This is a genomic window from Bartonella birtlesii IBS 325, assembly GCF_000273375.1.
Taxonomy (GTDB): Bacteria; Pseudomonadota; Alphaproteobacteria; order Rhizobiales; family Rhizobiaceae; genus Bartonella; species Bartonella birtlesii.
Map to the genome: position 1 here is coordinate 1333077 of NZ_CM001557.1, position 21050 is coordinate 1354126.

Consider the following 21050-nt stretch of genomic DNA (forward strand, 5'->3'; position numbering starts at 1 on the left):
ATCTATATTATGATATATAATTAATATAAATAAAAATTATTAACTTATTAAAACATTATAAAATAAAGATAAACAAAATATCTTTATTTTATCTTATTGTCATTTTTTGTTCTTTTAATGGGAATATTGAATGCTAACATGTAAACAATATGAACTACTGTTGTTCATTCATAATCATATGAAAGCAACTGGTATTCCTCCTTCCTTTGATGAAATGAAAATTGCATTAGAGCTTTCTTCAAAGTCTGGCATTCATAAGCTCATGATAGCCTTAGAACAGCGAGGTTTTATACGTCGTTTGCCAAATCGTGCCCGTGCAATAGAAGTGCTGCGATTACCCGATAAAATAACATTTAATCTTTCTTTAGCGCGCAAGATTTCTCCCGATATGATAGAGAATAATAAAAGAAAAATATCAAAAAATTTTGGTGATCTTGATAATTTTGAGGAAAAAAAACAAAAAATGTTACTATTCCTATTATGGGCCGCATTGCTACAAATATGCCTATTTTCGCTATATTGCAACAAACAGACACGCTTTCTTTACCACAAGATATGATTAATTCTGGCGAACATTATGCATTAGAGGTCAGAGATGATTCTATGATTGAAGCTGGTATTATTGATAAGGATATTATAATTGTCAAACGTCAAAAAACAGCAATATCAGGTGAAATTGTTATCGTATTCATTGATAACAAAGAAGTAGCTTTAAAACGTTATCGACGTAAAGGAGCTTTCATTGCCTTAGAGGCAGCAAACCCTCATTATGAAACGCGGATATATGGATCTGAGCGTATACAAATACAAGGTAAACTGATTGGACTTATCCGAAAATATTGAAAATTAAAAAAGTTTATTCAGCCTATTGATACGTTGAGTAAAAAATTATTTAGTATTTTTGTTCGTATTATGCCACATTTAATGATAAAACATATGTATGCATAAAATATTTAGTAAGAAAAAAACAAATTTGTAGTAAATTCTATTGCATATGTATCGAAAAGAGTATTTTTTACTTTCAATTAAGTAAAAACAGCAAATAAAAGTTTAATCATCAAAAAGTTGCAGAATTTATCATGGCAGCACCTCGTATTAGTTTCATCTCTCTTGGATGCCCAAAAGCACTGGTAGATTCTGAGCGAATTATTACAAAGCTCCGATCTGAAGGTTATGAAATCTCACGTAAGAATCAAGGAGCTGATCTTGTGATTGTGAATACTTGTGGTTTTCTTAATTCAGCTAGAAATGAATCATTAGCCAATATTGATGAAGCCCTCAAAGAAAATGGAAAAGTTATTGTAACCGGGTGTCTTGGTGCGGATCCCGATGTTATCCTTCAAACACATCCTCATGTATTAGCTATTACAGGACCACAAGCTTATGAAAGTGTTATAGAAGCTGTTCATGCAGCGATTCCCCCAGCTCATAGTCCCTTTATTGATTTAGTTCCCCCACAAGGTATTCGTTTAACTCCTCGCCATTATGCCTATTTAAAAATTTCTGAAGGGTGTTCTAATAAATGTAGTTTTTGTATTATCCCTACTCTACGTGGTAGTCTTATTTCACGTCCTATCAATGATGTCCTTCACGAAGCTGAAAAACTCGTACAAGCCGGTGTAAAAGAACTTTTGGTTATCTCACAAGACACAAGTGCTTATGGTATTGATATTAAACATCTCGAAAGCCCTTGGAAAGACCGCACAGTAAGAACAAAATTTTTTGATCTTTGTCGCGAATTAGGTGATATGGGCATTTGGGTACGCATGCATTACGTCTATCCTTATCCTCATGTTGACGAAGTTATTGAACTTATGGCTGCAAAAAAAATTCTTCCCTATCTGGATATTCCTTTTCAACATGCCTCACCAATTGTTTTACGTAACATGAAACGTCCTGCTCTTATGGAAAAAACAAACCGTAGAATTGAAAAATGGAGAACAATTTGTCCAGATCTTGCCTTACGATCAACATTTATTGTTGGTTTTCCAGGTGAAACTCATGAAGATTTTAATATACTCCTTGAATGGTTAGAAGAAACAAAAATTGAACGTGCTGGTTGTTTTAAATATGAAGAAGTAAAAGGTGCTGCTGCAAATAATTTGGGATTAGAAAATATTTCTGAAGAAGTAAAAGAAAGCCGCTGGCATCGCTTTATGGCAAAACAACAAAAGATTTCAGCTCTTCTTTTAAAGAAAAAAATCGGAAAAAGACTCCAAGTATTGATTGATGAAAGTCAAGGAAAAAAGGCTAAAGGCCGCAGCCAATACGATGCTCCAGAAATAGATGGCGCTGTATATATATCGTCACGGCGACCATTACGTGTTGGTGAATTTGCCACCGTTAAAATCGAACAATCTGATGCCTATGATCTTTATGGTACTGCAATCTGAATATAAAGTTTAGACTGATTGTACTCAACAATTAAGCTTTATAATAAGTTTTTAAAATCAAAAAAATTTTTATCGAGCAAATGACTTGGACGAATATTTGTTAAAGCGCGAATCATAGTGTCTTTACGTCCAGGCATTCTTTTTTCGATATCACTTAGCATTTCTTTCATTATGTTGCGTTGTAAACCATCCTGACTACCACAAAGATTGCAAGGAATAATAGGAAATTTCATTGCTTGAGAAAATTTTTCCATATCTTCCTCAGCAGCATAAACAAGAGGGCGCAAAACAAAAAGATCTCCCTCGTCATTTATCAACTTTCCAGGCATAGCTGCTAATCGGCCTCCATGAAACAAATTCATAAAAAATGTTTCCAAAACATCATCACGGTGATGTCCAAGAACTAGTGCCGAACATTTTTCTTCACGTGCAACACGATATAAATTGCCACGTCGCAACCGAGAACAAAGAGAGCAATATGTTTGCGTATGCACCAATTTATCTGTAACAATGGAATAAGTATCCTGATATTCAATACGATATGGAATTTGATAAAAGTTTAAAAAGTTTGGAAGAATGTGTTCAGGAAACCCCGGCTGTCCTTGATTAAGATTACAGGCCAAAATTTCAACAGGTAAAAGCCCACGCCATTTTAAATCCAGAAGAAGCGCTAGTAAACCATAAGAATCCTTTCCACCCGATAAAGCAACAAGCCATTTTTTTCCTGAAGAGAGCATGGAAAAATCATCAAATGCCTGCCGTATATGACGCAAAAGTCGTTTACGTAATTTATTAAACTCTATCGTTGATGGAGCAATCCGAAATATTGGATGACAATCATCAGTTTCTTTCGCCAAAAGGCCATTTTTCTCTATATTCTCTTCCATTTCCTGATATTCGACTGAAACATTACCCATGATGCCATAATTTTACACAATAAACACCTTACTCTGAAAGAGTGATCAATGTAACAACAGATATAGAGTGCAGCACAGCTCAAACTTATACTCATTTGCGTATGAAATGAGGTGTGTAAAAAAGGAATGGAGCTATACAAGTTATACTGCTATAAATCATAATAACAAACTTTATACAGCACCACCCATAAAACTGCTCAACAATTTCAAAGACTATAAAGCCATAATATTTTTGAGCATGTGAAAAACAGAGAGAGTAATATCCCCTTAAAACATTTACCGAGAATAAAACTCAACCACCAAATTGGGTTCCATTTGCACAGCATACGGAACATCTGCAAAAGCAGGAATACGCGTAAATATTGCTTTCATCTGATTATGATCCGCTTCAATATATTCAGGTACATCACGCTCTGCTAATTGCACAGACTCCAAAACTAAAACAAGCTGCTTTGATTTTTCCCGAACCTCAATAACGTCACCTGGTTTACAGCGATACGATTGAATATTTGTGCGCCGACCATTTACATTAACATGACCATGATTGATAAATTGACGAGAAGCAAAAATTGTAGGTACAAATTTTGAACGATAAACGATCGCATCCAAACGCGATTCTAAAAGACCTATAAGATTTTCACCGGTATCACCACGCCGACGAGAAGCTTCTGCATAAGTTTTACGAAATTGTTTTTCTGAAATATCACCGTAAAAACCTTTCAGTTTCTGCTTGGCACGCAATTGCACACCATAATCAGAAAGTTTTCCTTTACGGCGTTGGCCGTGCTGACCTGGGCCATAATCACGACGGTTAACAGGAGATTTAGGACGACCCCAAATATTTTCTCCCATACGGCGGTCAATTTTATATTTTGTTGTTTCGCGTTTACTCATCGCATTTCCCTAAAAATAAAATACAAGGCCTTATCAGGCCCCAAGGAAACGCGCCCTCCTCTGCCTTTAAACACAAAGACTGACAGGATACTTTATATAATATACAAAGTTATCCACGGGACACGTCAATTAACACTATTGTTTCAAAAAAATAGCTGGGATAATTTTATTGATCTCATACCAAAAAGTCAATTCTTTTCACAATATTTAAGCCAAACCTTTTTAACAAATGCTTCGTTGAAGAAGTGATATTTTGCGATGTAAACAACGCAAAATCTTTACTATGCTTTTTTTTATTTTGGTGATGCATTCTTTCAGGTAATAATGATCTTGTGTATTTAGCTACAGCATTTGCTGGATCAATCCATTTAACAGGCCATAAAGCTTGTTCACGAAAGAAATCAATCAAAAAAGGATAATGTGTACAAGCCAGCACAATGATATCGGTATATTTACCATTTTTTTCAATGAAGCACGGAAGAATTTCATCACGTAATTCTTTTAAATTGATAGATTTTCCACGTAAATAATCTTCAGCAAAACCAGCAAGCTTTTTACTTCCAACAAGCTGAACATGGCATTGATTAGCAAAAGTATTGATTAATTCATGTGTATAGGCACATTTCACTGTTCCAGGAGTAGCTAATACTGAAATAAAACCAGATTTTGTTTGTTCAGCTGCTAATTTAATCGCAGGAACTGTTCCAACAAAAAGAATATGGGGAAATTGTTTTCGTAAATCTGTTATCATTAATGTAGAAACAGTATTACAAGCGACCACACATAAGATGGGATTATAGAGTGTTAAAAGATTTGTAAAAACTTTTAAAATGTGTTTTTTTAAGACATTTCCTTCCCAATTGCCATAAGGAAATCCTGCATCGTCCGCAACATAAATAAATTGTGTTTCGGAGATAAGAAAACGTACTTCCCTTAATACTGTTAAACCGCCAATACCACTATCAAAAAAAGAATAGGCCGTTCATCCATCAGTTTGCACACTTGTTTTTAGTTTTTTACAATTACGATTTACGGGTGCACCACTTCCTCGTGGAAACTTGGGCGAAAAATGCTCTAGTGAAGATATAATCCCCCGTAGCAAGTGAACTTCAGATTCACTAAAATGAGCACGTGTAAAAACAGAGCGCAGATTCGAAAGCATCACTTCTTTGCGTTCTTGAGGTCTAAAATATCCACGTATATCCAAAGCTTCTTCTAATTGAGATAAAAAACCATGAAACGTTGCTTTATTAGCTGGCTCAAGCTCTACTGCACGAAAAGCAGTATCACTCACGTCTTCCAAACCTGACTTCATCCATTCATAAGATATAAGCAAAACTGCTTGTGCGATATTAAGTGATGCAAAAGCGGGATTTACCGGAAAAGTAATGATTTCATCAACAAGACTGATTTCATCATTTACCAGTCCCCACCTTTCTCTTCCAAAGACGATACCCGTCCTATGCCCGATATTTTCACGCTGACGTAAGATCCCCGCGGCTTCTACAGCACTTCTTACCGTTTTAAAACCACATCTTTCACGTGCTGTCGTTGCAAAAACATAGTGCAAATCTGCAATTGCGTTACGTAATGTATCAAAAATTACTGCATCGTTAATGACATGATCTGCTTTACTTGCTGCAGCTATGGCTTTTTCACTTGGAAACTCTTCTCGAGGTTTGATTAATCGAAGCTTAGAGAGCCCAAAATTCGCCATTGCCCTTGCTACCATACCAATATTTTCAGGCAGTTGCGGTTCGACTAAAATAATAATCGGACCATCTGTTAAATTTTTACGGTTCTTATTAGTTCCAGCCATCAATCCTACCTAATTCTCTCTATATATGCCTCTTATAGTTGATTTTTTAAATACAACCATTTTCAGAAAATATTCTAATAAATAGTTTTCTCACTAAACAAATTGCGGTTAATATTATTTTTGTATACAAAGTTTATGATGAAAAGGATTAACAATGAATTGTAAAAACGAAAACAACCTTTGGTTTTAAGGTGATTATGTTAGGTTACCTTAACCTTAAATGTGCATCATTTAATATATTATAACATTTATAAATCATAATATGAATTGAATTATAAAATTACACTTTAATAAAAAAGCAAGATGCTCTTTATTCCCAAACTTTTTCCTGCAAAACTTATCCGTCGTTATAAACGTTTTCTCGCGGATGTTAAGTGGGATGATAAACACATCCTCACTGTATCTGTTCCGAATACAGGCTCGATGCTTGGTTTAACAACCCCAAACTCCAATATTTGGCTTTCATATCATAACAGTTCCAAACGAAAATATGCATATCAATTAGAAATCGTCGAGACAGAAAATACTTTGGTTGGTATCAATACAACTTTACCAAATAAACTTGCACTAGAAGCAATTCAAAATGGGCTATTACCGGAATTAAGCACATACAAAACAATTTTGAAAGAACAATGTTATGGGACGCAATCACGGATTGACTTTCTTCTATGTGATGCCACCCTCCCTGACTGTTATTTAGAAGTCAAAAATGTGCATTTTATTCGCCAGAAAGGACTAGCAGAATTTCCTGATACCTTTACAAAACGTGGTACACGTCATCTTGAAGAACTTATAAAAATTGTACAACAAGGGAAACGGGCCGCTATGCTTTATGTCATTCAACGAGAAGATTGCTCATCTTTTACAATTTGCCGTGACCTTGATCCAATCTATGGACGCAAAGTTGATTTAGCTTTAAAATCAGGGGTAGAATTTTATGCCGTAAAATGCCACGTAAGTGTAGAAGGTATTTTTCCGATCCACCGAGTGAAAATAGAAAACAGAAAAAGTAATGACTGACTATATTGAATATAATAAAATACCCTTAAAATTTAATGGACAAATTCGCATTTTTGATGAGTATGCTTTCGCTAAAATGCGTGAAGTTGGTCGTATTGCTGCGGAATGCCTTGATGCACTTATAGATGTTATTAAGCCTGGCGTTACTACCCAAGAAATTGATGATTTTGTCTTTATTTTTGGTGCCCAAAAAGGTGTTCTTCCTGCAGACTTAAATTACCATGGATATGGTCATTCGTGCTGTACATCCATCAATCATGTTGTGTGTCATGGTATTCCCAATAAAAGAACCTTACAAGAAGGCGATATTATCAATGTTGATGTGACCTTTATTCTCGATGGCTGGCATGGAGATTCAAGTCGTATGTATCCTGTTGGAAGAGTCAGACGTGCCGCGGAACGTTTGCTAAAAATAACACATGAAAGTCTCATGAGAGGAATCTCCGTAGTCAAACCCGGTGCAACTACAGGTGATATTGGGGCAGCCATTCAATATTATGCAGAATCTGAACGGTGCTCAGTTGTAAGAGATTTTTGTGGACATGGAATTGGTCAGCTTTTTCATGATGCACCCAATATTCTCCACTATGGAAATCCTGGAGAAGGAATAGAACTAAAACAAGGTATGATGTTTACAATTGAACCAATGATCAACCTTGGGAAACCACAAGTTAAGATTTTATCTGATGGTTGGACTGCTGTTACACGTGATAGATCTCTTACTGCACAGTATGAGCACACGCTTGGTGTAACAAGTGAAGGATGTGAAATTTTTACGCAATCTCCTAAAAATATTTTTTATATTCCAAGCTCAAGCACCTAAATAAATGTAGAAATATCATGGCTAAAAAAATAAATAAAAAGGAAGACACCAAAAATGATTATCTCGCATTGATATCAGACTCATCACTTAGTCCAATATCAGAAATAAAAACAAAAAAGCTACAAAAGAATGCACAGACAGATAAGCATTACCAAGGGCATCGTGAACGTCTCCGTAAGCGCTATTTAAAGTCCAAAGGAAATGCAATTGAAGATTATGAATATCTTGAATTATTACTTTTCCGCACGATTCCTCGCGCAAACACAAAACCAATAGCTAAAAACTTAATAGCGCGTTTTGGTTCATTAGCAGACGTATTGGGTGCTGATATTCACCGACTGCAAGAGGTTCAAGGATGTGGACCAGCCACTGCGATTGATTTAAAAATTATTTCAGATGTTGCCGGACGCCTTGCTCGTGCAGAATTATTTAAACGTGATATTTTTTCATCATGGGATAAAGTATTGGCTTACTGTAAAGCCGTTATGGCTCATGAGACACGCGAACAATTTCGTATTTTATTTCTTGACAAAAAAAATGGCTTGCTTGCTGATGAAGTGCAACAAACTGGAACCATCGATCACACTCCTGTCTATCCGCGTGAAGTTATTTCTCGCGCTTTGGAATTATCCGCATCAAGCCTTATCTTAGTACACAATCATCCTTCTGGTGACGCAAAGCCTTCTAAAGCAGATATAACAATGACACATATGTTAAAAGATGCGGCAAACGCACTAGGAATTACTATCCATGATCATCTTATTATCGCACGAAACGAGTATACAAGCTTTAAAACATTAAGGCTCATATGACCTTATTAAATTGAAAAAATTAACTTAATTACTCATAACGAATCGATTTCATAAATCAATATCCAATATAGCCATTGAGAAATTGTAAGACAATTCGTCCTCATCTTCATCACGATAGATAACACCTAGAAACTCATTTCCAATATAAAGCTCACAAGAATCATCCTTTTTAGGCCGTGCTTTTACTTGCAATGCTGAATTTTGGAATATGTTTTTAAAATAACTATCAAGTTTTTTTATTTCATCAGCATTCACTATGCTCTCCTCTATTTTGAGATTTTCAAATCAAATCCTAAAAGGGCAAACAAGACACTCCTAAGATTCTGTAAAGATAGTAAACTTAGTTTCAATTTTTACTTATATTATCTCTAACCAAAATAACACTATCTCAACATATTTACTAAAGTACCTTTACTAAAAGGGTTTATCATCACTAAATATAACCGTATAGATTGAAAAGTAAAAAAACAGTTAGCAGATCATCAGTTTTAAACAATTTTTATTTTATCCCAAATTTCAGCATCTATGCTTATAAACATATTCTGATAAAATATTGACTGAGAACTTATAATTTTTCTACTCTTAAAAGTAGAATTTCATAGAATGAAGACACTGCCTTTTTGTATAGCTTATTTGTTTACTAAACAATTCTATTCCTAATTAAAAAGGAACTCTTTTAACTACTTATATAGTATACGCAGTTCAATTATAAAAAAATTTACTTCTGTACAAAATACACTCATTTATGATGCCAGCATTACGTGTGCTTGAAAAACTTAATATTTAGAATATTCTTAAAAGATATGCCAGTTTCATAAAATTCTGCACTACAATAACCAAATTTTGAAGAAACTTTTCACCTTATCCAAAATAAGAAATATCGAATATTTTATGAGTTCTAAAACCTATGAATAATTTTCAACGATAGGATAACGAGAAAGAAAATCAATAACACCCTTTTTATAAACTTTATCTCCTACAGCAAGCATATGATCCCGATCAGGAATCGATAATGCTTCGCCACAAGGCAATAAAGCTGCTAATGGCTCTGCTTTACCGCTAATTTCGTCTAACGAACCTACGACAACAAGTGCTGGTTGTTTAATTTTATAAACCTCAAATGCTGTTAACTCTTGTTTTGATGTGACAATACAAGCAGCCAGAGCACGCCTATCGCTTTTAGTCTGATCTGCAAATTTACGAAACATCAAACCGCGTGGATTGGTAATGGTAGAAATATCTTCTGCTAAAAGAGCCTCAGCAACAGGTTTCCAATCCCCTGCTCCTGTTACCATACCAATACCTAAGCCACCAAAAATAACACTGTGTACATATGTTGGATACAAAAGAGCCATAAATGCACTAATCCGAGCTCCCATAGAATATCCCATGACATGCACTTTAGATAATTTCAAATGCTGCAACAATCTCACTGCATCGCCAGCCATAGCTTGAGGCGTATAAAAAGAAGGGTCATAACTTTTAACTGAATCTCCATGTCCACGATTATCAAGAGCAATAACACGATATCCCGCTTCAGTAAGGGCGCGAAACCAACCCGTTGAATACCAATTCACACGTGCAGAAGAACCAAAACCATGAATCAATAAAATAGGTGCACCCTGCCCATCTTCCCGATAAGCAAATCGCAAACCATCATATTCAAAAAAACGAATATTTTCTGCTGTCATTTTGTATCACTTTCGCATTTTCCGCAAATTTCAGGATGAAGAACACGCTGTCCTTTTTCTATTTTTTTTCAGAAACTTCCCCGGCATTAACTTCAATCGCAAAAGTTGCAGGAACCTCTGATGAAATAATATCTGTTGAAAATGGCGATGTTTTTTGAACGATCGATACAATAATTCCCTCAGCATTTAAAAAAATCATATCCAAAGGCAAAGGCGTATTTGCCATCCACATAAACATTTTTTGCTCATTTTTTACTTTATTGTTTGCTTGGTTTCTAAAAATCATCGCACGATCACGTGGAAAATCAGTACGGTACATTAAACCTGCTGCTGCATGAGTCGGCGTAAAAGCAATTTCTACCCTATAAGAGACCATACCTTGCTTTGTCTGTATTTCTAAAGGAACAGGATGGACAGGAAATTCCATGCTTTTTTTTGCTATGGCTACACTCACTTCTAATATAAAAAGCAGTGCCAATACAATGATGATTCCCCTTCTAAAAGGCTTTAACATTTTTATCTCCATTACAGACAAATTTTTGGTTTTATGTATAAAATAAAAAGCACCAAAACTTAAAGATAAATAAAGTTATCCTTTCAATTACTTTCAATGCAACATTGAGTAATATTGGTGCAACAGCAATCATCTGCTTCATATAAACAAACAACTTTAATAAGAGATTTCACTTGGACACGTTACTCTTTACACCCATGCAAGAATCTCTCTAAAAAAGAAAGAACGGACAAGACTACAAAAGCATAATTTAGTGCGTAGCAAACGGAATCCCTATATCTGGATAAATTTCCGCTGTCATCAAGCCCTTTTCACCCTTACCGAAACGGACAAGAACAACTTGACCAGAGCGAAGCTCTGCTAGACCGAAACGACGCAATGTTTCCATATGAATAAAGATATCTTCTGTTCCCTGTCCACGGCTCAAAAAACCAAAACCCTTATCGCGATTAAACCACTTTACAATTGCACGCTCTAAACCACTTTCTGGAGTAACAACAACATGGGTACGGGCTGGAATTTCCGATGGATGAATTGCTGAAGAACAGTCTATAGACTTCACTTGAACACACTTTAATCCTCGTTCAGTTTTTTCCACAGCACATATAACTTTAGCACCCTCCAAAGCTGTCTGGAAACCATCTCTACGCATTACCGTAACATGCAATAATATATCAGGGAAATGAGGCAAATCAGGTACAATAAACCCATACCCCTTACTACCATCAAACCACTTAATAACACCACTAATTTCAATAATCTCACCACAAGTACCTACACTCTCCTCCGCTAGGGAACAATTTTTTAATGTATCCTTACTTGTCATAATAAATCGTGATCCTGTAGCTCTAAATTTACGATATTGATTCTCTAGCTTTAAGTAAACATTGCTCTTGCCTCAACACGCAAGTCCCAAGATAAGATTTCCCCATATTGTCGTGCCTCCTAATGTTAATATCAATACGAATATTGACAAAAATATTTGATCCTATACTCCACATACCTTACAGCAAACGCTCAACAAATCATATAAACAGGTTTTTCACACAATGATATTTTCATTAATGTGTAACTTGCATGATAAAGAAGTTCAAGATAAGGTGCAAAAATCACAACTGAATTAAGGAAAGTGTGTAATGCAATTGAAGAGAATCCTCACTACACTCACAGCTGTCATGGCACTTATAGCAAATGTCTATGCGAGTGAGCCTATTAAAATTGGTGTTTACCTTCCGTTAAGTGGTCAAAATGCTTTTGGAGGCCAACTTGAAATTAGAGGTATAGAGTTGGCACATAAAAAAGTTCCAGAAATATTAGGACGTAAAGTGGAGCTTATTATTATTGATAATAAATCTGATAAAGTAGAAGCCGCAAATGCGGTTATGCGATTAACTGCAAGTGAAAAAGTGATTGGAATCATTGGTAGTTATGGCTCTTCACTCTCATTGGCTGGTGGAGAAATATCTGAGAAAGCAAAGACTCCAGCTATTGCAACTTCTTCAACAAATCCGCTTGTTACACAGGATAAGAAATATTACTTCCGCGCTTGCTTCATTGATTCCTATCAAGGCATAGGGATTGCAACTTATGTAAGACAAACTTTACAGGCTAAAAAAGCGGCTATCCTTAAAGATATATCAAATGATTACGCAATTGGTCTTGCAAGTTATTTTGCGCGTGCTTTTAAAAAATTGGGTGGTGAGGTTATTTCAAATTTAAACTACAATTCCGGAGATCAGGATTTTTCAGCTGTTCTTACACAGATTATAGCACAAAAGCCTGATATTTTATTTATTCCCTCTTACTTTTCTGAAGGTGCCATCATTATGAAACAAGCACGTGAATTAGGTGCAAAGTTTAAAATTATGGGTGGAGATGCTATGGATAATCCAGAAACTATTACAATCGCAGGAAAAGCTGCAGAAGGTTTTTTACATACAACACTTCCCTACAGTGAAAATATGCCAAATATGTCAGTAGCTGCGCAAGAGTTTACAAATGAATGGAGAACAGCTTATCCTGATAAAGAGCCAAATATTAATTCCGTTTTGGGATACACAAGTTATATGATGTTCATGAAAGCTATTGAAAATGCTGGCAGTGCTGATCGTGAAAAAATCACTATTGCACTTAGTCAGTTAAAAGATTTTCAAACACCTTTTGGTGATATGTCTATGGATGAAAATCATAACCCTAAAATTCCCATCGGTATAATTGAAATCAAGGGTGGGAAACGTGTCTATTTAGATGAAGTCAAACCTGCTTTTTAAAAAATTGGAAATTTTCCTAATAAAAATTCAAGAAAAGTTGAGGATTTTTTCTCAACTAAAATCTGAAGATTTCTTATTTTATCCTATGTGAATTAACAAATGTGGAAGGATAAGAGATGAGCACTGAAATGTTCATCCAGTATTTTTTTAATGCACTGGCGTTGGGATCTCTTTATGGACTTATCGCTATTGGTTACACAATGGTTTATGGTATATTGAGACTTATTAATTTTGCTCACGGCGATATCTTCATGTTGGGAGCATATTTTGTTTTTTTCTCTACGATTAGCTTTATGCCGGCTTGGGCAGCACTTCTTCTTCTATTAATAGCTATTCTTATCTATTATTCGGTGTTTATAGGATTCAAAAAAACGTCCTTCAACTTTTTGGATTGCTGTTTTTTTAATCTTTGCTTTAGGGTTCATTTATTATTTTAAAATTTCTCCACAAGATTTTACGCCGATTTGGGTACTGGCTCTCTGTTTTTCAATTTTTATCACAAGTGCTGTAGGAATTACTATTGACCAATTTGCCTATAGACCCTTACGTCATGCTCCGCGTATCTCAGCACTTATCGGAGCAATAGGCGTTTCTTTTTTTATCGAAAATCTTGCAACCGTACTCTTTAGTGGTGTTCCAAAAGGTGTAAAACAACCAGATTTTCTTGTAATACCATTCTTATGGCATTTAGAATTAGGAGCAGATAAAATCATTAGAATAGCTCCCATGTCTCTTATTGTTCCTATAGTTTCCTCTATTCTTATTATTTTGCTGTTGTGGATTATCTATAAAACAAAACCTGGTCTTGCTATGCGTGCAATTTCTCATGATATTGAAACAACACGTTTGATGGGCGTCTCTGTCAATAAAGTCATTGCATTTACATTTGGAATAGGCTCAGCGCTTGCTGCTATCGCAGGTATTATGTGGTCTCTGCGTTATCCTCAAATTCATCCTTATATGGGTGTTCTCCCAGGGCTTAAAGCATTCATCGCCGCTGTTATTGGAGGTATTGGTTCAATTCCAGGAGCAATGTTGGGAGGATTGTTACTCGGATTTATTGAAATTATGATTATCGCATTTTTCCCCACGTTATCTGGATATAGAGATGCCTTCGCTTTTGTTTTGTTAATTCTGATTTTATTGATAATGCCCACGGGCTTAATGGGTAAAAAAAGCCAGGAGAAAATCTAATGGTAAAATCAGCTACAACTTTTTTATCATGTATCAGTATTTTAATTCTTATCAGTTTTTTATTTTATGCTAATAATCATTTTAATGATTATACGCTTCGTATCATCAATCTTATTGCTATTAATGCGATATTAGCAATTTCGCTCAATTTAATTTACGGTTTTACAGGTATGTTTTCTCTTGGACATGCTGGTTTTATGGCTATAGGTGCTTATGTATGCGCAATTTTACTTCTTTCTCCCGAACAAAAAGAAATGATGTGGATTCTTGATTCTATAGCTGAACCGTTGCATCATTTGCAGTTGCCTTTTTTTCTCGCTGTTATTGTAAGTGGTCTGTGTGCTGCAGTTGTAGGTTTATTGATTGCTCTGCCAGTATTGCGTCTTGGTGGTGATTATCTTGGAATTGCAACATTAGGATTTGCAGAAATTATCCGCATTGTGATTACAAATGCTACATCGTTAACAAATGGTTCTTTGGGAATTAAAGGAATTCCTCAAAAAGCAACATTATGGTGGAACTATGGTTGGCTAGCATTTACAGTTCTCTTTATTACTCTTTTACTGCGAAGCAATACCGGTAATGTGCTGCGTGCTATTCGTGATGATGAAATTGCCGCAAAAACAATGGGGATTAATGCTTTTTTTTACCGTAGTTTTTCTTTTACTGTCGGTGCATTTTTTGCAGGTATAGGAGGAGCATTGATGGCTGCTCTTATCTCAACGATTGATCCTAAAATGTTCAACTTTTTGCTCACTTTTAATATTTTGATGATTGTTGTTGCTGGTGGTCTTGGCTCAATTACAGGGAGCATTATTGGGAGCATTATCATTACAGTTGTGCTTGAATGGCTTCGCATTATTGAAAGTCCATTTGACTTAGGTTTTATACATATTCCAGAGACACCAGGACTTCGGATGGTTATTTTTTCTCTTTTATTGCTCGTTATTATCTTATTTTGGAGAAAAGGTTTGTTGGGACAACGTGAATTTTCATGGAATGGGATTTATTGCTTTCTAAAACGTAAAAAGCTCTCTAATACTGAGGGAGAGCTATGAACGATATTATCCTTTCACTTAATGATATTGTGATGCGTTTTGGTGGATTAGTTGCTGTTAATAATGTTAATATGGCAGTTAAGCGAGGAACAATTACTGGATTAATTGGTCCCAATGGTGCTGGAAAAACTACTGTTTTTAATATGATTTCTGGTTTTTACGCCCCCACAAGTGGAACCATTCTTTTTGATGAGCATAAAGTTTCTGGAGCTCCTCCTTATATTATATGTCGACGCCATATTGCTCGAACATTTCAAAATATTCGCCTTTTTTCAGGATTGACGGTCTTACAAAATGTTATGGTGGGGGCACATGTTCGACAAAGGCATTCATGGTTTTCTTCAGCTTTATTGTTTCCAAAAGCGGTGAAAGAAAAAAAGAAATCTATAAAAATTCAATGGAACTTCTGGAAAGACTCCAACTTGATCATCTTGCCAATCAACCAGCAATATCTCTGCCCTATGGTGTGCAACGACGTTTAGAAATTGCACGCGCATTAGCAACAAAGCCAAAATTACTTCTTCTTGATGAACCTGTTGCTGGTATGAATCCACAGGAAAGTGAAGATCTTAGAAAATTCATAGCAAAAGTGCAAAAAGACTTCGATCTTACTATCCTACTTATCGAACACGATATGAAAGTTGTTATGGGGCTTTGTCAATATATTTGGGTAATGGAGTATGGCTGTTGCATAGCCAATGGCACACCAGATGAAATTCGTAACAACCCTAAAGTTATTGAAGCTTATCTTGGCGGAGATGTCTATGGATATTCTTAAAATCAAAAATCTTCACGTTCATTATGGCGCCATTAAAGCTATCGAAAATCTTTCGATGTCTATAAAAAAGGGAAGTATAGTAACTTTGATAGGAGCCAATGGAGCAGGAAAAAGCAGTATCGTACGCTCTATTACAGGGCTGAATCGGTCTGTTTATGGGGAGATCACCTATAAAGGCGAATCAATTATTAAAAAATCACCAGAAAAAATTTTGCAGTTGGGGATTGCTTTAAGTCCTGAAGGACGGCGCATTATGCCCCATTTTACTGTTTTAGAAAATCTCTATCTAGGTGCTTATATCCGCCATGATAAACTAAGGATTGCCCGTGATATCGAGTGGATATTTGAGCTTTTCCCGCGTTTGCGTGAAAGAGCAAAACAGTTGGGTGGAACAATGTCAGGCGGTGAGCAACAAATGCTTGCTGTGGGTCGTGCACTCATGAGCAACCCTGACATGATAATATTAGATGAACCCTCTCTAGGGTTAGCACCACTTCTTGTAAAAGAGCTTTTTTCAATTATCCGCAAAATTAATGATATGGGGAAAACTATTCTTCTTATCGAACAAAATGCATTTGCAGCCCTTTCCATTGCGCACTACGCTTATATTCTAGAGGTAGGACATGTTTTATTTCACGGTGAAGGCAAAACTATGCTTTCAGATCCGCGTGTTAAAGAGGCATATCTTGGCGGATAGGAACTATCAATATAAAAGAAATAACTTACATTTTTCAAAAGTACCTCTCTTAATATTAAGAAAAATACTTTTTCATGGTTATATCCACCATTTTTCAGGATTAAATATTCCAGCGGCTTGTTCTATAATGTGTGCTACTTGAAAAATAACTTCTTCAGCAAAAGGTTTACCAATCAATTGCAATCCTAGTGGTAAACCATTTGATGAGAAACCAGCAGGAACAGAGATACCTGGTAAACCAGCCATATTAACTGGAACAGTAAAAATATCATTGAGATACATCGCTACAGTATCATTTTTAATTCTTTCATCAGCAATGCTGAAAGCCGGTGTTGGTGTTGCAGGTGTGAGAATAGCATCAACACCAGAAGCAAAACATTGATCAAAATCATATTTTACGAGTGTTCGTACTTTCTGTGCTTTAAGATAATAGGCCTCATAATAACCTGAGGAGAGAACATAAGTACCAACCAAAATTCGCCTTTTAACTTCATCACCAAAACCCACTGAACGGGTATTTTCATACATTTCAATGATATCTTTTCCCGGTTCACGGAGACCAAAACGGACTCCATCATAACGTGCTAAATTAGAAGACGCTTCTGCAGGAGCAACAATATAATAAGCAGGCAGAGCATATTTTGTATGGGGTAATGAAACATCACATATTTCAGCACCCGCTTCTTTTAGCCAACTCATGCCTTTTTGCCAAAGCTCAATAATTTCAGGAAACATTTCTTCCATATGATATTCTTTTGGAATACCAATTTTCATTCCTTTGATTGATTGACCAAGATAACTTTCATAATCTGGAACTGGTAAATTCACGGAAGTAGAATCTTTTTCATCAAAAGAAGCCATTGATTGAAGTAAGATAGCACAATCGCGAACATCCCGCCCAATAGGTCCTGCTTGATCAAGTGATGAGGCAAAAGCGATGGTTCCCCACCGTGAGCAACGTCCATAAGTTGGTTTAATCCCCACCGTTCCAGTGAATGCTGCAGGTTGGCGTATTGAACCGCCTGTATCTGTTGCTGTTGCACCAGCACAAAGCCTTGCTGCAACAGCAGCAGAAGAACCACCTGAAGAACCACCCGGCACAAGCTTTTCATGGGAATCTTTTTTTCTCCATGGATTAATAACTGGACCATAATACGATGTCTCATTGGAAGAACCCATAGCAAATTCATCCATATTAAGCTTACCTAACATAACCGCTCCATCTTTCCATAAATTAGCAGTTACTGTTGATTCATAATGCGGCTTAAAACCATCAAGAATGTGAGAACAAGCTTGAGTGTGAACACCATGTGTCGCAAAAAGATCTTTAATTCCCAGTGGAATACCTTCTAAAAGCCCACCCTGCCCTTTCACCAAACGGTTATCTGATTCAACAGCCATTTTTCTTGCTTGTTCTGCTGTTACTGCTACATAAGCATTCAAAGTTGGATTAGCCAATTCAATTGCTTTTAAATAAGATTCTGTTAATTCAATTGCCGTGAACTCTTTTTTTACAAGAGAGTTACGAGCTTGTGCAATTGTGAAGGTTGTTAAATCAGTCATATTAATTCTCAAGTTTTTAAAATATAAAAAGTTACTCGACGACTTTTGAGACAAGAAAAAAATTCTCTTCTGTAACAGGTGCATTTGCTACGATATCGGTCACTTTATTACCATCTGTGACATGATCTTCACGCATCCGTAAAGTCATTGGTATCACTGAGGTTAATGGTTCAACACAACCGACATCAACCTCACACAATTGCTCCACAAAACCTAAAATAACATTAAGCTCTTTTGTCATACGTTCAGCTTCATCATCACAGATAGCAATACGTGCTAAATGTGCTACCCGCTTGACTGCTTCTTTATCAACAGACATATACTATGCCTTTCTGTTTTTTATTTGATCATCTATCGGCTATACAAGGATGCGCCTGTAAGCACAAGAATATTGATAACGAAAATAAAATATAACATGGACCTGAAACACGTAAAGACCTAAATTATAAATCTTATGGCTATTATTAACATAAATGAAATTATTACACATCTCTTACCTGGGCAAACAATAGCAGGTTTGGATTTGGGTACAAAGACTATCGGAATTGCAATTTCTGATATGGGACTAATTTTTTCAAATCCTCGCCCTGTGTTACAGCGAAAAAAATTTATGGAAGATGCCCATACACTTATAAAAATTTTTGATCGTGAAAATGTTGGCGCTATTATCATTGGCTTACCGCTTAACATGAATGGCAGCAGCGGTCCTCGTGCTCAAGCAACCAGAACTTTTGTGAGCAATATGAGAGCACATACAGAAATTCCATTTATTTTTTGGGATGAACGCTTATCAACAATTGCTGCTGAACGTTTTCTTCTAGCAATGGACGTATCGCGTACTAAAAGAGCAAAACTCATTGATTCTGCTGCTGCTGCTTTCATATTGCAAGGCGCTCTTAACAGAATTCAAAGTCTTCATCATATAGAAGGATAAAGGACATTGAGCAAATGTCCGGCATTATATCGCGCAATAAGCATCCCATAAGAAGATCTCCATTGTCCGCCAAGGCGGCTTTCCATATAGGCATTTGCTACATTTTCTATATCTGTAGAGCGTAATGATGCAGCTGCAGCCGCATATGCCACTTGTTCAACAAAGAATCTTCCAGCTCCCTCATTTGCTAATGCCATTTCGACAGCAGATTGAATGATCTCTATTGCCCGTGGACCTGCTGGACCAATATCAAGAGCAATTTTTTCTAACAATTTATGGAACAATCCTGGTGCTTTTTCAGCGATGAGAATTGCATCCTTAACCAATTGATTAGCAGAAATATTTCTCACAATTCGTGCAGGGCTATTACATAGCATTTGTGATAATGGATTGTCTTCTACAAAACTCTCAATACCAAGCTGTGCAATAATTTCGCCAATAATGGGTACCACTAATTGACTTACGTGATAAGCAATAATAGGGGTCATAATTCTTGCAAAAGCAGCTTCAGAACGATCATTAGCAGCATTGTCAAAAGCCCGTGCTAAACGCAAAACCAACGCTTGTGTGGCAGCAATATCCAGAGCAATATCTGCAAAAATACGCTCCGTTAGCGGTGGCAAAGGCTGATCAGGCCTTTTTTGCCGAAAAAAATCTATGCCCAATTGAAGTGCAGCCCGTAAAACACCTGCCGATACAACAGATTGATCGAAACGCATCATAGTTTCGATATCCTTAATGACTTTAGGTCCTTCTCCAATATTTCCCAACAGCCAACCATAACTCCCTTGAAAATCAACAACACCTTCTGGTGTTAAGAATTCTCCAGAACGTTGCAGTAAATGACGAATTTTTATGGAACCATTTAATGCACCATTTTCCTGTATACGGGGAATTAAAAAGCAACTCAAATGCCCATCTAACTCTGCACTTACAAGATATCCATCCACTATAGGATTAACAACATTGGTTTTCACAACATTTAAACGATACAGATCACGCCCCATTTTTTCATCAAAAGAAATTTTCTTAACACTAGGAAAATTAAAAGCATATTTTTCTCCTTGTTTAACATCATCAAAAGCACAGGTAATTGAAGCCGCTTTTTTGCTGTGAATAGGTTTTGAAGATAAATCATATTGACGTGATAAGAGTACATTTTGCCATTTTTTGAAAAGCTCAACATCACTAATTAAGACTGCAATAGCTGCACTTGCTATAATAACCTCATTTAAATGCCCTGTTTCTAAACTAGCAGATAAAGCTAAACGAATAGCACGTGCTTGATAACGTACTCCACTTTCTGAGGTAGAATTTTCCCAAAGCGAAGTGACCAAACCTGCTTGTCTAGAATATTGTTGAAGAGCCTGATAAGAAGAATGTATCTCTAGTTTTTCTGCCTGTTGCCCCCATTCGTCATTATAGCGCAAGAGTGGTTGGTAACGATTCGCCAGACAGGAAAGCTCCCACGCTTCACGACTTGCTACAAAATCTCCTACTTCTTCAAAACTTGTTAATAAAAATTTAGGCAAAGTAGAAGCAATACGAAACATAAGCGTATCACTGAGAAACGCATTTTTTCGGCGAACATTTTGCGCAAAGACAGCACTCATAGGCATATTCCTATTATTCAAAAATCATTCATAACATAGACTATTTGTCGTTTTGCAGTT

General features: G+C 36.2%; 17 protein-coding genes and 5 pseudogenes. 11 read left to right on the forward strand and 11 right to left on the reverse strand.

Annotated elements, in window-relative coordinates:
* The first annotated feature begins 130 nt into the window (after positions 1–130).
* Together lexA and rimO are read left to right on the forward strand one after the other, a co-directional pair.
* Positions 131–843: pseudogene (gene lexA, locus QWU_RS09280) on the forward strand (transcriptional repressor LexA).
* 236 nt (positions 844–1079) lie between these two features.
* Positions 1080–2393, forward strand: coding sequence for a 30S ribosomal protein S12 methylthiotransferase RimO (gene rimO, locus QWU_RS06450; protein ID WP_017196431.1), 1314 nt, complete (start codon positions 1080–1082; stop codon positions 2391–2393).
* Positions 2394–2431: 38 nt separating this feature from the next.
* Here rimO and ttcA read toward each other — a convergent pair whose 3' ends face one another.
* The 4 genes and pseudogenes from ttcA to QWU_RS06470 form a co-directional block, all read right to left on the reverse strand.
* Entirely contained in the window at positions 2432–3310 is an 879-nt protein-coding gene (gene ttcA, locus QWU_RS06455) for a tRNA 2-thiocytidine(32) synthetase TtcA (protein WP_017196432.1), read from the reverse strand.
* 276 nt (positions 3311–3586) lie between these two features.
* The gene (gene rpsD, locus QWU_RS06460) at positions 3587–4204 is read right to left on the reverse strand and encodes a 30S ribosomal protein S4 (protein WP_006589641.1); all 618 of its coding nucleotides are present in this window, start codon (positions 4202–4204) and stop codon (positions 3587–3589) included.
* A 175-nt stretch (positions 4205–4379) separates the two neighbouring features.
* Positions 4380–5194: pseudogene (murI, locus tag QWU_RS09285) on the reverse strand (glutamate racemase).
* Positions 5187–6023: an RNA methyltransferase gene (locus tag QWU_RS06470; protein ID WP_006589639.1), complete on the reverse strand. Its 837-nt coding sequence runs from the start codon at positions 6021–6023 to the stop codon at positions 5187–5189. Before QWU_RS06470 ends, murI begins: the two are co-directional and overlap by 8 nt.
* A gap of 303 nt (positions 6024–6326) precedes the next feature.
* Here QWU_RS06470 and sfsA point away from each other — a divergent pair, with 303 nt between their 5' ends.
* Genes sfsA through radC form a run of 3 tightly spaced genes read left to right on the forward strand, consistent with a single transcriptional unit; the run spans position 6327 to position 8678 of the window.
* The gene (gene sfsA, locus QWU_RS06475; protein WP_006589638.1) at positions 6327–7043 is read left to right on the forward strand and encodes a DNA/RNA nuclease SfsA; all 717 of its coding nucleotides are present in this window, start codon (positions 6327–6329) and stop codon (positions 7041–7043) included.
* Entirely contained in the window at positions 7036–7866 is an 831-nt protein-coding gene (map, locus tag QWU_RS06480; RefSeq protein WP_006589637.1) for a type I methionyl aminopeptidase, read from the forward strand. Before sfsA ends, map begins: the two co-directional genes overlap by 8 nt.
* 17 nt (positions 7867–7883) lie before the next feature.
* Positions 7884–8678: a RadC family protein gene (gene radC, locus QWU_RS06485; protein WP_006589636.1), complete on the forward strand. Its 795-nt coding sequence runs from the start codon at positions 7884–7886 to the stop codon at positions 8676–8678.
* Positions 8679–8726: 48 nt separating this feature from the next.
* Here the strand turns inward: radC and QWU_RS06490 are convergent, their stop codons facing one another.
* The 4 genes and pseudogenes from QWU_RS06490 to QWU_RS06505 form a co-directional block, all read right to left on the reverse strand.
* Positions 8727–8933, reverse strand: coding sequence for a DUF3126 family protein (locus QWU_RS06490; RefSeq protein WP_006589635.1), 207 nt, complete (start codon positions 8931–8933; stop codon positions 8727–8729).
* A 650-nt stretch (positions 8934–9583) separates the two neighbouring features.
* Positions 9584–10369: an alpha/beta fold hydrolase gene (locus QWU_RS06495; protein WP_006589634.1), complete on the reverse strand. Its 786-nt coding sequence runs from the start codon at positions 10367–10369 to the stop codon at positions 9584–9586.
* Positions 10366–10883, reverse strand: a pseudogene (locus QWU_RS09290) (DUF192 domain-containing protein). The gene QWU_RS06495 and the pseudogene QWU_RS09290 overlap by 4 nt, the downstream one beginning before the upstream one ends.
* Before the next feature lie 250 nt (positions 10884–11133).
* Positions 11134–11709, reverse strand: a complete 576-nt coding sequence (locus QWU_RS06505) for a cold-shock protein (protein WP_006589632.1) — start codon at positions 11707–11709, stop codon at positions 11134–11136.
* A 310-nt stretch (positions 11710–12019) separates the two neighbouring features.
* On the opposite strand from QWU_RS06505, the gene QWU_RS06510 reads away from it, so the two are divergent.
* The 5 genes and pseudogenes from QWU_RS06510 to QWU_RS06530 all read left to right on the forward strand — a co-directional run bounded on the left by QWU_RS06510 (position 12020) and on the right by QWU_RS06530 (position 16880).
* On the forward strand, positions 12020–13153 hold the full coding sequence (locus tag QWU_RS06510) for an ABC transporter substrate-binding protein (protein WP_006589631.1): 1134 nt from the start codon (positions 12020–12022) through the stop codon (positions 13151–13153).
* Between the two features lie 116 nt (positions 13154–13269).
* Positions 13270–14347, forward strand: a pseudogene (locus QWU_RS09295) (branched-chain amino acid ABC transporter permease).
* A complete protein-coding gene (locus QWU_RS06520) occupies positions 14347–15405 on the forward strand; it encodes a branched-chain amino acid ABC transporter permease (RefSeq protein WP_006589629.1) in 1059 nt (352 codons plus the stop codon). Before QWU_RS09295 ends, QWU_RS06520 begins: the two are co-directional and overlap by 1 nt.
* Positions 15402–16183: pseudogene (locus tag QWU_RS09300) on the forward strand (ABC transporter ATP-binding protein). The gene QWU_RS06520 and the pseudogene QWU_RS09300 overlap by 4 nt, the downstream one beginning before the upstream one ends.
* The gene (locus QWU_RS06530) at positions 16170–16880 is read left to right on the forward strand and encodes an ABC transporter ATP-binding protein (protein ID WP_017196436.1); all 711 of its coding nucleotides are present in this window, start codon (positions 16170–16172) and stop codon (positions 16878–16880) included. Before QWU_RS09300 ends, QWU_RS06530 begins: the two are co-directional and overlap by 14 nt.
* A gap of 78 nt (positions 16881–16958) precedes the next feature.
* Here QWU_RS06530 and gatA read toward each other — a convergent pair whose 3' ends face one another.
* The gene (gene gatA / locus QWU_RS06535; RefSeq protein ID WP_017196437.1) at positions 16959–18443 is read right to left on the reverse strand and encodes an Asp-tRNA(Asn)/Glu-tRNA(Gln) amidotransferase subunit GatA; all 1485 of its coding nucleotides are present in this window, start codon (positions 18441–18443) and stop codon (positions 16959–16961) included.
* A gap of 31 nt (positions 18444–18474) precedes the next feature.
* Positions 18475–18762 carry an Asp-tRNA(Asn)/Glu-tRNA(Gln) amidotransferase subunit GatC gene (gene gatC, locus QWU_RS06540; RefSeq protein ID WP_006589625.1) on the reverse strand — a complete coding sequence of 96 codons (288 nt, stop codon included), beginning with the start codon at positions 18760–18762 and terminating at the stop codon, positions 18475–18477.
* 135 nt (positions 18763–18897) lie between these two features.
* On the opposite strand from gatC, the gene ruvX reads away from it, so the two are divergent.
* Positions 18898–19377 (forward strand): Holliday junction resolvase RuvX, encoded by a 480-nt coding sequence (gene ruvX, locus QWU_RS06545; RefSeq protein ID WP_017196438.1) that lies wholly within the window; start codon positions 18898–18900, stop codon positions 19375–19377.
* On the opposite strand, the gene QWU_RS06550 is transcribed toward ruvX, so the two are convergent.
* Positions 19362–20990, reverse strand: coding sequence for an acyl-CoA dehydrogenase family protein (locus tag QWU_RS06550; RefSeq protein WP_006589623.1), 1629 nt, complete (start codon positions 20988–20990; stop codon positions 19362–19364). The genes ruvX and QWU_RS06550 overlap by 16 nt on opposite strands.
* Positions 20991–21050: the final 60 nt, after the last annotated feature.